9 protein-coding genes are annotated in these 12,364 nt (G+C 46.0%); 5 read left to right on the forward strand and 4 right to left on the reverse strand.

All coding sequences use genetic code 11. The features are described from left to right. Positions 1-132: 132 nt before the first annotated feature. The gene (locus tag KJB05_RS23035; protein ID WP_208444748.1) at positions 133-2,601 is read left to right on the forward strand and encodes a hypothetical protein; all 2,469 of its coding nucleotides are present in this window, start codon (positions 133-135) and stop codon (positions 2,599-2,601) included. A gap of 125 nt (positions 2,602-2,726) precedes the next feature. Here the strand turns inward: KJB05_RS23035 and KJB05_RS23040 are convergent, their stop codons facing one another. Further along, positions 2,727-3,989: a hydroxymethylglutaryl-CoA reductase gene (locus KJB05_RS23040; protein WP_208444749.1), complete on the reverse strand. Its 1,263-nt coding sequence runs from the start codon at positions 3,987-3,989 to the stop codon at positions 2,727-2,729. 541 nt (positions 3,990-4,530) lie between these two features. Further along, positions 4,531-5,544, reverse strand: a complete 1,014-nt coding sequence (locus KJB05_RS23045; protein WP_005435268.1) for an AraC family transcriptional regulator — start codon at positions 5,542-5,544, stop codon at positions 4,531-4,533. Between the two features lie 149 nt (positions 5,545-5,693). Here KJB05_RS23045 and KJB05_RS23050 point away from each other — a divergent pair, with 149 nt between their 5' ends. Genes KJB05_RS23050 through KJB05_RS23065 form a run of 4 tightly spaced genes read left to right on the forward strand, consistent with a single transcriptional unit; the run spans position 5,694 to position 9,625 of the window. Beyond that, positions 5,694-6,815: an HlyD family secretion protein gene (locus KJB05_RS23050; RefSeq protein WP_208444750.1), complete on the forward strand. Its 1,122-nt coding sequence runs from the start codon at positions 5,694-5,696 to the stop codon at positions 6,813-6,815. Then, positions 6,805-7,818 carry a DUF2955 domain-containing protein gene (locus KJB05_RS23055; RefSeq protein WP_005435260.1) on the forward strand — a complete coding sequence of 338 codons (1,014 nt, stop codon included), beginning with the start codon at positions 6,805-6,807 and terminating at the stop codon, positions 7,816-7,818. The genes KJB05_RS23050 and KJB05_RS23055 overlap by 11 nt, the downstream gene beginning before the upstream one ends. Before the next feature lie 29 nt (positions 7,819-7,847). Beyond that, positions 7,848-8,969: an AI-2E family transporter gene (locus KJB05_RS23060; protein WP_208444751.1), complete on the forward strand. Its 1,122-nt coding sequence runs from the start codon at positions 7,848-7,850 to the stop codon at positions 8,967-8,969. Then, positions 8,966-9,625, forward strand: a complete 660-nt coding sequence (locus KJB05_RS23065; protein ID WP_208444752.1) for an ion channel — start codon at positions 8,966-8,968, stop codon at positions 9,623-9,625. Before KJB05_RS23060 ends, KJB05_RS23065 begins: the two co-directional genes overlap by 4 nt. Positions 9,626-9,692: 67 nt before the next feature. Here KJB05_RS23065 and manA read toward each other — a convergent pair whose 3' ends face one another. Together manA and KJB05_RS23075 are read right to left on the reverse strand one after the other, a co-directional pair. Next, positions 9,693-10,901: a mannose-6-phosphate isomerase, class I gene (manA, locus tag KJB05_RS23070; RefSeq protein WP_208444753.1), complete on the reverse strand. Its 1,209-nt coding sequence runs from the start codon at positions 10,899-10,901 to the stop codon at positions 9,693-9,695. A 119-nt stretch (positions 10,902-11,020) separates the two neighbouring features. Next, positions 11,021-12,361 (reverse strand): MFS transporter, encoded by a 1,341-nt coding sequence (locus KJB05_RS23075; protein WP_005435249.1) that lies wholly within the window; start codon positions 12,359-12,361, stop codon positions 11,021-11,023. Between the last annotated feature and the right edge of the window lie 3 nt (positions 12,362-12,364).

Genomic DNA, 12,364 nt, shown 5'->3' on the forward strand with positions numbered 1-12,364 from the left:
ACATAAATTACACAAACAAATGCGATCAGTAACTAACATTTACCGGGTCGATAAGTTCGACACGGTTCAATCCGCAGCTAGTAAAGAGGAGAGGTAATAGCTGCACCATAAATGTTGGATAGGAGAGCACACATGGAAGCTCGCAAAACTATGCTCGCTGTTGTTATTGCATCTACGGTCGCTGCGTGTGGCAGTGATGACAATGATGAGAGCGCCAGTCAAACGTACACACTTAATGGTACCGTCGTGGATGGGTACATCTATAACGCCTTAGTCTGGATGGACATCGATAGAGATGGTGAGCCAGATGCCGATGAACCTCAGGCAAACACTGGTCTTGATGGTACATATTCATTTCAAATTTCAGAAGCACAAAAGGACGCCTTAGTGGGTGTGCCGATTTTGGCTCAGTTAACGAACGACTCTGTCGATGTCGGGACTGAACCCCCAACTACGATGGAAGAGTTAGAGCAGAAAATCGCTGCCAATGAAGCAGAGAAAGTCTTTGAAGATGCTGAAGATGGGCACGCCATTGTTCTTGGGATGCCACCTTTAACACAAGCCGACTTTGATGATCTTGAAGACGGTGAACTCGATGGTCAGGTCATCAACCCTTTTACTACCCAAGTTCATGAAGAGCTGACATCTCGAGTAAGCGCCGTTCTGGAAGATCAAAACCTCGATGAGTTGAGTGATGAGGAAATAGCAGCGCTGCTTGTTTCGCTTGGGAGCCTGGTGAACCAAGCAATTGACGATGCAGTCGACGAGTTAAAAGAAGAGCTCGAAGATAGCACCTTGACCGATGAAGAACTTAAAGACCGTTTGATGGGTGATTTTATCGCTGAAGGCGACACAGGCGAAATTCTCGAACTAGCTGAAAGTAAAGTCGACGAGCGCGTATCGGATGAGCGAGTTGCCGAAGAGCTAGAAGATGAATACCCCGACGGTAAGGTGACCCATTACTCGTATACAGACAGTTACTACGGTACGCCGGACAACATGGATATCTCATTAGACTTCACGGTCGAAGGCAGTGAAACGGAGATCGTCGATGAAACCGCGAACACATTGACCTATCAAGCCACGGCTACAGAGTATTATGAACGAGCCGGCGTAAAAACGGTGTTCAGTACATTTACAGAGGAAGCGGTGCAGAACCTCGATGACGGTACCTTCACGGCCAAGATTACGTTTAAAGCAGACTTGAACTTCGATGGCGAGTTTGATTTTACCAGCCATGTATATGATGTCGGTGTCGCAGATGAGGGGGAGACTCGCGGTCAGTGGGAATTTACCCGTTACGTTGATGAATCCAATCCTGCCGATTCTGGTGGTGACAGCGTCACTACGGATGATTCAGAACGTGAGTTAAGTTACAGCACGGTGGATTTGTTTGCAGAAGCGGTCATGGCCGGCGATATGTCTGGTGTGGACTTACTTCAAACCATGGTTGAGGTAGAAGAAACAACGGCGGATTATGATTACGAATCTCGTGAATTTAAAGAGTACGACCTAGACGCTGCAGTTCCGCTAGAAGCGGCCACCTATGCGCAAGTTCGTGAGCGATGGGACTATGTGGATGGTGGGAACAAAGAAGTCATCATGCATGACTGGGATGCAGACGGTTCAGTTAATGAAACGACAACAAGTATGAACAATGCCGATGGCTCCGAGTCATACACGAAAGCAGGCCCGGTTTGGAACTGGGATGGTTCAGTTAGCTTCGAATACCAAGTCAATTATTGGGAAGAATATACCTATACCAAGGGTGCCAACGACGACGGTCAGAAAATCGAAACGAGTGTTGGTGGCAAATATATTCTCGATGAAGCTAACGCGGTCAAGAAAGTTGATGAGAATGGCGATGGTATGATGTTCAACCGTTGGGACGAAGTGAAAACCTATTGGTCAGAGACAGATATTCGTACTCATGTTGAATGGCAACACTTTGCAATTGAAGGGTATGACTACACCTTTAATGATGGTGGACAAAAATACAGTACTCTGATCAACGACAATTACACAGGTTATCCTGAATACGTCGGTCCTTATATTGAAGACTTAGACGAACTCGTCGACGGTTGGCTCGAAGAAGGACTGTCTGAACAAGCGATCTGGTTGCGAGTCATTGGTGAGTCTATCCGTGGCGTGAGCCGCAGTGAGGGTTACGATTACTGCGAGGTCAATGCGACTGGTGAATCAGTCAATGCCGCGTTGTTGGCGACAGAGCTGACAAACTGTGGTGGACTTCAACCATTAACGGCGGATGACGTTGTCGATTCAAGACTGACGAGACGCAAAGGAAACGGAGTCGAAGTTCGGTTCTGGGATATCTATGAAGGTGGTATGGCCGATCGCGAGACTTGGAAAGCCGATGGCAATACTGAAAACCTCGGTTGGGATTGGAGTATCACCTCAGAAGGTTACTTAAGGTTAAGCAAAGGAGACGATTTTGTCCGTTTGATTGCGCCTTACTTCAAAGGTGAATATGGCGCTGCCGTTATTATCTTTGACGAGTACTCAGATACAAGTATGAACGAAATGTGGAGTACGTATTTTGTCGATACTGTGGATTTATACATACCACCGCAACCTGAGTAAAATAGCCAAGTTGCTTGCAGCATCGATAACGAAATAAGCACAAGAGCTTAAACTAAAAAGCCGCTCACTCATTGTATTAACACGAGTGCGCGGCTTTTGGTTTTTAACGGTTTAGGCTGAACGGTTTATTTTCTCGCTAGCTTGTGATGCGCTCTAGAAAAATGATCGGCACAGAATGCACCAACAATGGAAAGCTCACCTGCCAAGCATAAACCTGCAGCGACTTCTGCTAACGCCTTTGCTTTGCCATTGCCGTGCAAGCCAAGGATATCCAAACACGCTTTCTGAGTTGGTAGGCCAGTACCGCCACCAACGGTGCCAACCATGATGTTTGGCAAAGTTACAGAGGTATACAGGTTGCCGTGAGAATCCACATCCATTCTAGTAATACCAACCGCAGATTCTGCAACGCACGCTGCATCTTGTCCGCAGGCGATGTACAAAGCGGTGAGGGCATTGGCGTAGTGTGCATTAATACCGATAGTGCCACTTAGCAATCCACCAACAGTATTCATTTTGCCAAATTTCACCATCGCCTCTGGTGTGGTGTGCAGGTATTTCTCGACCAAAGCTGCAGGAATCGTCACTTCAGCTGAGACTTTTTTACCGCGAACAGATCGTAAAGTGTGGGCGTTGGCTTTTTTATCACCAGACAAGTTGCCGTCAAGGTAAGCATCAGCCGGCGCGACTGGACTGTGTTCAAGAATGTAATGGAAGACTTTGTGTGTCGCGATGGTCACCATGTTCTGGCCAGACGCGTCGCCCGTTACGTATTCAAACACTAAGTAAACATGATTGCCTTCGATGTTAACGTTGATGTCTTTCAGCTTGCCGTGCGTGGTGGTGGATTCCGCTTCTTTACGGAAGATATCGTATTGAGTCACCACCCAACTGACGAACTGCGCTGCTTCTGCAAGTGATTGGAAACCAAACACCGGAGTACGACTCACGCCTTCGCTGATCAAAAGCGTACTTGCGCCACCAGCTGCGGTAATCAAGTTCGCGCCGCGGTTATAAGAGGCAACGAGCGCGGCTTCTGTTGTTGCGAGTGGTACTAGGTAGTCGTCATTCGCGAACAAGCCGTTAATACGTAGAGGCCCAGCAACACCGACAGGGACGTTAACCGTACCAATAAAGTGTTCAATGTTGTTGGCGTATTGGTCGAAATGCGATTGTGTGAAAGGATCCAGAAGAAGATCTTTGTCCGTCATGGATTCGAGTACTTTCCAACGGCGTTCAATGTGCTTTTCCGTCAGACCCGCACTGAGGCAAAGTTTCTTTTCTGGCTTGTGGTATTTCGGTTCTAATGCCGATTGTACTTTTCCGCAGGTTTCATTATCAGAGAGTGCAGAGCTATTCCTTGCGCTGTCTAAATTTAATTTCGGCATACAAACGTTTCTTTATTCATTTGGTTTGGAATTGTAGTGATACAAAACGTGATTACAATCCCGCGTATACGTTTTGCAACAAAAGGCTGCTCAGCTTCAAACTGATGAACATTCGGCTTGACCAATAGATAGAGCGTTATCCATTGGCCGACAAAAACGATATTTGGGCTAACTAATACGGTATGTTATTGAAAATTAGATAAAAGCTAATATGGAAGCGGGACTGAGAAGTAAAAGGCAATGAACAAACCACTTAATTTCTTCTTATTGTAAAAATTGTGCAAAGTGGGCGAACTACTCTAATTTGAGACTTCAAATATTGAGATTGGAATGTGGTCGGGTGGCGTAAAATGGTAAATAACTTGGTTTACGCCACGGCATAATAGCCCCACGTTTTCAATTGAGGGTAACGTATGATTGTTTACTTTCGAGTTCAGGACGTGGAAGTGCTGTGTGATGAAATAGACCTCGCAACACTGATGCAGGCCAAGCTCAAACAATTACCAAGTACCAAGCCTCAAATGGACTGAGCAGTATAACGTCACGAAGTGCTGGATGCGTTCAGCGCAATAGACTGTTTATACACTTTAGGAGATAACCCGGACACTCTTTTAAAGGCGCGCGAAAAGTGCGAAATACTGGTGTAACCAAGTTGATTGGATATATAGGTGAGAGAGTGTCCTTCTTCCATCAATTCGCAAGAAACAGAGAACATCAATGACTCTTTAATATGTCGGAAAGAAGTCCCTTCATTCTTTAACTTTCTTTGAAAGGTTCGAACAGAATAGCTCAGCAACTGAGCCGCTTCTTCTATCGACAAATTACGCTCACGCACATAAGGGCGCAGGAGTTCAAACACGCTATCGGTAAAACTGGTATGCCACTGAATCTGACTTGGTTCAGCGCCTAACTGTGAGTCCGATATTTGGATTGGTACGTTAAGAATGTCCGCGGGAATGTAAACACCGGTCTTCTCTTGACCCACAAATATCTGGCACTGGCTAGGAACAACACTTTTTACGATATCACTGTGGCTGCCTTGCAGGCGTACCTTGTTTGGGTACCAAGCGGTTTTGGTCAAAATGCTGATGAGTTCGATAATGTAAATCACGGCAAACGCTTCAGACCAATCCGCGATTTGAGTGTCTTTTTGTTCTGAGAAACGACAGAACCAGGCGTGGCCATGATGGGTTTCGAAAGAAACGTTACTGCCAGGTGAGTCTAAACTGAAGATTTCATCAATGTGCTGCATTGAATCGCCGATGGTTTGAAATGGCACAAACTGATGCAAGACATTGGGTATAACGCGGCGACGAAAGACTAACACCAGTAAGTCGGTGAATTTCGTTACGCCAAGTTGAGAAGAAGTGAGATGAATTAAACGTTTTATCGATTCAGACGGAATGTAGTCGCTCTCAGTTTGGAATAAGTCCGCAGGTAAGCCAGCGTCACTAAGTAGCTTATGCTTGTCCAAGCCATAGTCAGCAAAGACTTCGACTAGGATTCGAGCATAGTTAGTCTGAATGACAGGTAGATGAAACGTTTGATTTGGCATTTTTGCGGATACTCCTTTATCACTGTTTTATCTTAGCGCATAACGCACGGTTTTAGATATAGCTCGCTATTTATTATTCAATTAATTGAAGGTTGAGCAGGACGGTATATTCTTAAAATGTTCAATCTATTCAATGGCAAGGGGAAAACATGTCCGAGAACGAAAAACAACAACAGCCAACGGAAGTGGCGGATAATAACGAGGCAAGTAAAAACGACAAGGTGAAGAAGGTCACTAACTATCTCATTTTGTTTATTGTCGTCATGCTCGGGTTCAGTATTGTGGCAGATCGGATTATCCCAGTAACCGATAATGCACGAGTAAAAGGCTACATCGTTCCGATTAAACCTCAGGTCTCTGGTAACGTTCTAGATATTAGAGTTCGCCCGAATCAACTGGTGGAAGAAGGTGATGAGCTGGCCATTTTAGACAAGTCTGATTACGAAATAGCAGTAAAACAAGCTGAAGAGAATTTAGAGATCGCTGGCCAAAACGTCGGAGCACAAACCGCTTCTATTGCTTCCGCTCAAGCGCGATTGACTTCCGCAATAGTAGAACGTCAGAACACCGAAGCTCAAGGCAATCGAATTCTTGCGATGGCAGAGAAAGGTGTGGTGTCGAAATCAGACGCTGATAAAGCAAGAGCGGCATTGGCAACCGCAAGAGCGAACGTAGTAAATGCAGAAGCGGATCTTGAAAAAGCGAAACAACAACTTGGCGCAGAAGGTGAAGAGAACAGCCAAGTTAAAGCAGCATTGCTGGCACTTGAGCAAGCTCAACTGAATCTAGAACGTACTGTGATTCGGGCGCCAACTCAAGGTGGTGTTTCAAACTTCAGCTTGACCGAAGGTTTCTATGCTTCAGTAGGTCAGCCAATCATGACGTTTGTATCGACAGAAGACATTTGGATTGAGGCTTATTTCCGAGAAAACAGTCTAGGCAACGTGAGCGTTGGTGATGAGGTGGAAATCGCATTGGATTTCGCTCCGGGTAAGGTTATCAAAGGCAAAGTCAGCAGTATTGACTGGGGTGTGGATTGGGGACAAAACCAACAAGCCGGTAAGCTCGCGCAAGCTAATCAACAAACTGGTTGGTTACGTCAAACGCAGATGCTTCCGATTGCAATCGAGTTTGACCGCAGTGAAACGAGCGGAATGCTTCGTGTTGGTGGACAAGCAGATGTGATTGTCTACAGCAGCGATAACTTTATCTTTAACGCGGTTGGCAAACTTTGGATTCGTCTACTGAGTGTATTGTCTTATGTCCGATAACGTGAGCATTGATAACGCCACGCAACGCCGGATATTACGTTTTACTTTTGGTGTCGCGCTGGCGGTATTTCTTGCGGCTTGGTTGAATTGGTCACTGGCGTTTGTCGCGCCAGTGTTCACCGCGAAGTTCCTCGTGGACAAACCCAAAGCCCACAAAGAAACCGTGTATGAGTTGCTTTTGGCAATGATTGCGACAATGGGGCTAGGGTTGCTGTTATCGGGTGGCATTACGCAATTCCCAATCATTCTGTTATTGGCCGTTGGGTTAATGATGATATGGGGTTACTACCTGTTTACAGACCCTAAGTGGAATTTATTTGCGACGATATTGATGATAGCGGTGCTTATGCTGCCATTTATGGCGATAGGCAACCCCGCAATGTCAATTTATCTCGCAGGTGGCTTGGCAACATCAGGGGCGGTGGCGGTATTCATTTACACCCTGATGCACATTTATCTACCGGAACCTGAAAGTAAATTTGAAGGTTACGCAGAGCCGCCAATAAGCAAAAAACAACGTTGGAATGCAGCATTCAGAGCAATGTTGATTTCCTTTCCCTTGGTGTGCTTCTTCTTTGTTTTTCAAATCTCAGAAGCTTTGCTCACCATGATGTTCGTTGCGCTGTTGTCTTTGATGATTACTTCAGAGAAGTCCGTCAAATTGAGCGCGTTCTTGATCATCAGTAACGGAATCGGTGGTGTACTCGCCATCCTCGCGTTTTCTATCCTCGCGATTGTTCCGAACATTTGGTTTTACACCGCCTTCATCGCTTTGTTGGCTGTAGTGATAGGAACCAAGATATACACAGTGCCAGAGAAGGCGCCGGTGTTCGCCACTGCATTCAGTACGCTACTTGTTCTGATCGGCAGTACGTTGATGAGCTCTGGCGACATCGACAGCAACACATTTATCCGAATCTTCCAGTTGGTGATGGTTGGGACATACATGATTGTCGCCTCACTCTTTCTGGAAACCCGACAATGGAAGTTTTTGCAAACATAACACTTAACTTACAGTGAAAAGGTAACGCTATGAAAGCTTCAAATGATTTCTCTAAACAGGCGATAGACGCCGCAATCAAGATCGGAGCCGTAGCGTTACTGATCTGGTGGTGTTTCTCTATCCTCAGCCCATTCATTATGCTGGTTGTGTGGGGTGGCATTATTGCTATCGCGCTCTACCCAGTCATGATGTCTCTTCATAATCGCTTAGGTATTTCCAAAGGCAAGGCGAGTGCGCTCCTCAGTACGATAGGCGTCTTGTTGCTTCTGATTCCACTGATTGCTCTTTCATCTGGCCTTTACACCAGTGGTACTGAGGTTGTTACAGGTCTACAGGATGGCACGCTCGTTGTGCCTAAGCCTCAAGAGAGCCTGAAGGAAATCCCATTGGTGGGTGACAAACTCTATGTCGCGATCAACTACGCATCGACCAATATGGAAGGCTTCTTGGTTAATTATGGCGAGCAAGTAAAAGGTTTTCTTTCTCAAGCCGCATCTATCGTTGGTTCCGTAAGCGGTGGTTTCATCCAGTTCATTATCTCGACCATGATTGCAGGTGCGTTCATGAGTAATGCTGAAGTGTGCCAGAAAGGCTTTACCAAGTTGGCTGACCGTCTAACTAACAAGAAAGGCGAAGCGTTGATTGATCTTTCAAAATCGACCGTTCGAAGTGTGGTGCAAGGCGTAATTGGTGTCGCGTTAATTCAATCTGTTATGGCAGGTGTTGGTATGGTCGCGGTCGGCGTTCCTGCAGCTGCACTTTGGATGGTTGCCGTGATTCTGATTGCGATTGTTCAGTTGCCTCCAATTCTGGCATTGATCCCTGCGATTATTTACGTGTTTAGTGTCGAATCGACACTGGTTGCTGGCATCTTCCTAGTTTGGTGTATTTTGGTGAGCGCGAGTGATGCTGTACTGAAACCAGTTCTTCTAAGCCGTGGTTCTGACACGCCGATGCTTGTGACACTGTTGGGAGCACTGGGTGGTATGGCAATGTCTGGTATCGTCGGTCTGTTCGTTGGCGCCGTGGTTCTAAGTCTGACTTACCAGTTAATGGTGAACTGGTTAGATGAAGATGACACTGAAGAAAACAAAGCACTGAGCATTGACCATAAAGCGAAGGAGGAAGACAAAGTAGAGGTAGCATCATGAAACCGATGACCAGGGAAGATAACTTTTACTTTTTGTTTTTCGCACTCATTGCGTTGTTTTTCGGTTGTGCTGTGATGCATCAGTTTTATCCAGATGGGCAGGAATTTGTGCTTGCTCTTTTGGTGGTGACACTAGGCGCTTCTATTGTTGGTATCAACAAGAAGAACAAAACCAACCGAACATGGTATGGCGTGCTACTGATTGTCGCCGTCATCTCCTATGGGATGTCGTTCTTAGAGCATTTAGATCTGTCCATTTTAACGCTAGGTGCGTTATTGGTGTTCTTGTTTTCGCACATATACTCGGCGCTAAAGCAGGTGGTGTTAACCAAGTCAGTAACGACAAACCACATCATAGGTTCGATTTGCATCTATCTACTACTGGGGCTTGCGTGGGCGGTGATCTACTTGTTGGTGTTGGAGTTTTTCCCAAGCTCTTTCACAGGATTAGAAGCAAAACCTTGGCTGTCGAACTTGTTTAATGCTTTGTACTTTAGCTTTATCACATTAACGACAGTGGGCTATGGTGACATTTCACCAACGGTTCCAGTGGCTCAGTTCTTCGTTTTCTTTGAAGCGATAGTCGGGAGCTTTTACTTGGCCATCATGGTGGCAAGTTTGGTGAGTATTCGTTTAGCTCAAGCACAGAGTGAGTAAACAAATGAATGGTTTGAATGGCGGAGCTGAAAAGTCTCCGCCATTTTTGTTTTAAGAGGAGATGAACTTAGCCATTAAATGCACGAGCTACGCGACCTTCACAGCTGAGCGTGTAGTTCCCTACATAAGCAGGGATGAAAGCCGATTGCCCTTTGCCAAGCACCAATGTTTCGCCGCTTTCTGCAAGCAGCGTTACGTCCGCATCGATTGGCATTAAGATTTCTGCACTGGTCATCTCGACTTGTTGATCTTTTGGCTCTTGGAACACAGAGAACTTGAAGTCTTGTACAGGGACAGGGAAGTTGTGCTCACAGTCTTTGATTTCTGCTTTGGTTAGCAGCGTGTTCATTGGCTTTGGAATAAAGTCGGTACACTTAACCAGTTCCTCCACATCCATGTGTTTTGGTGTTAAACCAGCGCGAAGTACGTTGTCTGAGTTCGCCATGATTTCCAGACCAGTGCCTTTAATGTAAGCATGAGGTGTTCTTGCGCTCAGGAACATGGCTTCACTGGGTTTAAGAGTAATAACATTCAGCAGTAATGGGGCAAACAAACCCACGTCATTCGGGTATTGCTCTGCAAGGTCTAAAATCAATCCGCACATAGGGCGTACTTGGTTGGCTGCTGCGTAACTTAATAAGTGATCCACTGCGTTAGCCTTGCGAGCCTCTTCCATGGAGAGAATCTCTACGAAGAACTGACACAACCCATCTTGGTTGGGGTTGCGCTCAAACTGTTCTAGGTAGCCGTTAATCTCTGGAATGTCACACAGACGGAACTCAGCGATGATTTCATCAAACGGACGAAAGCCATTCATTGCTTGATATTCCGTTAGGGCGTAAACGAGCTCTGGCTTGTGGTTTGCATCTTTGTAATTACGATTGAATGCACTCAGCGGGACACTTAGCTGTTGTTCATTTGCATAACCGAGCTCTGCATCTTGCTTGTTTGGGTGCACTTGAATAGACAAGGCTTTATCCGCCGCAAGAATCTTGAAAAGGAAAGGTAGGTCACCAAATACTTCAGCCGTGTTTTGGGATAGAAACGCTGAAGGATCTTGTTTGATCAATTCTGATAACGACACATTTGTAGTTCCTTGATTGACGATAGAGCAACCATTCGGATGGGTGCCCATCCAAACTTCGGCTTGAGGTTGCTGAGCTTCGTTAGCGAAGCCAAACAAATCGTGGATAGCCGTGCGGCTTCCCCAGTCGTAGTTTTGGATCTTATTGTCCATTTTGAAGAAGCATTTTGATGAAATAGTATTCGAATTCATGAATTTTACCCGTAGAAATCCCTCCGAACTGAATCGGAAGCAAAAAATAGTGGAGATTAGACGGGTGAGCCGGTTAACTCACCCTAAGAGGTGTAGAAGTCGCTTCTACAATCAGATGTCTACAACCTAAGCTTAGGAGCGAGCGGCTTTCTTGAAGGTTGAGCCTGTAAGAACGGTAATAACAACAAGCCAATAACGGCTGCGCATACCGAGATAGTGATAAAGAACCCAGTCCAACTGTATTCTTCAAGAATCAATGCCAATGGATAGCCAGAAAGTGCAGCACCCATGTAAGCAAACAAACCAACAAAGCCCGTTGCTGCACCAGCGGAATCTTTGTGTGAACATTCCGCTGCCGCCATGCCAATCAACATTTGTGGACCAAACACAAAGAAGCCAATAGAAAACAGTCCCGCAGCTTGGAACGCGAAGTTGGTTAATGGCATCAACCACAGTGCAGCAACAGATAGGAATATACCTGCGGCAAACAATAGGTTCATCGGGCCTCGGTTACCACCGAACAGTTTATCCGAGCCCCAACCAGCCACCAGAGAACCAACAAAGCCACCGATTTCAAACATCGACAATGCCGCGTTAGCATTGATTAGACTGTAGTGGTGTTGTTCTGTCAGGTACAAGTTACCCCAGTCATTAATGGCGGTGCGCACGATATAAACCAGTACATAGCTGAATGCGAGCAACCAAATATACTTGTTGTTGAACACGTATTGTTTGAGGATTTCTTTATAACTCAGACCTTGTCCGTGATTTTCTTGAGCGAGTTCTAACTTGTCATCACGCCATTGACCAACTGTCGGCAGTCCTTGAGTGGTCGGTTTATCGCGCAAGCGCCAACAAACAATCACACCTAGAATCACGCCGATTACGCCCGGTACGATAAAACCTTCTCGCCAGCTGTAATGGAATGTGAGAAACCCAACGAGTAGGGGAATTAAAGCGCCGCCTACGTTATGCGCCGTGTTCCAAATTGCCCACAAGAAGCCACGTTCTGAACGCGAATACCACGTCGTAAGTAACTTAGAGCACGAGGGCCAGCCCCAACCTTGGAACCAGGCGTTCATCACCCACAGGGCAGCGAGTGCAACCAAAGAGCTAGAGAAACCAAACGCGATATTGATAAGGCCCGTCGCGATTAAACCGACACCCATAAAAAAGCGAGGGTTAGAACGGTCAGAAATGGTGCCCGAGATAAACTTCGACAAACCATAGGTGATGTAGAAAAGCGTACCAATCATACCGATATCGGCTTTATCTAAACCTAAATCAGCAATCATTGCGGGTGCAGCGTAGTTGAAGGTTTTACGAGTGAAGTAAAAGCCTGCATAACCAAGATACATACCCAGCATGATGTGCAGACGCCAATAACGATAGCGTTCATCCACTTGGTCTTTGCTAAGGGGAGCTTGGTTGTAGCTCGGAGACTGAAATAATCCAAACATGCT

This window comes from Vibrio sp. B1ASS3 (assembly GCF_905175355.1).
Lineage (GTDB): Bacteria > Pseudomonadota > Gammaproteobacteria > Enterobacterales > Vibrionaceae > Vibrio > Vibrio owensii.

Excerpts from the sequence above, each read along its gene's own strand:
- KJB05_RS23035 (WP_208444748.1), top strand. The coding sequence starts at position 133 with ATGGAAGCTCGCAAAACTATGCTCGCTGTTGTTATTGCATCTACGGTC.
- KJB05_RS23040 (WP_208444749.1), bottom strand. The coding sequence starts at position 3,989 with ATGCCGAAATTAAATTTAGACAGCGCAAGGAATAGCTCTGCACTCTCT.
- KJB05_RS23045 (WP_005435268.1), bottom strand. The coding sequence starts at position 5,544 with ATGCCAAATCAAACGTTTCATCTACCTGTCATTCAGACTAACTATGCT.
- KJB05_RS23050 (WP_208444750.1), top strand. The coding sequence starts at position 5,694 with ATGTCCGAGAACGAAAAACAACAACAGCCAACGGAAGTGGCGGATAAT.
- KJB05_RS23055 (WP_005435260.1), top strand. The coding sequence starts at position 6,805 with ATGTCCGATAACGTGAGCATTGATAACGCCACGCAACGCCGGATATTA.
- KJB05_RS23060 (WP_208444751.1), top strand. The coding sequence starts at position 7,848 with ATGAAAGCTTCAAATGATTTCTCTAAACAGGCGATAGACGCCGCAATC.
- KJB05_RS23065 (WP_208444752.1), top strand. The coding sequence starts at position 8,966 with ATGAAACCGATGACCAGGGAAGATAACTTTTACTTTTTGTTTTTCGCA.
- manA (WP_208444753.1), bottom strand. The coding sequence starts at position 10,901 with ATGAATTCGAATACTATTTCATCAAAATGCTTCTTCAAAATGGACAAT.
- KJB05_RS23075 (WP_005435249.1), bottom strand. The coding sequence starts at position 12,361 with ATGTTTGGATTATTTCAGTCTCCGAGCTACAACCAAGCTCCCCTTAGC.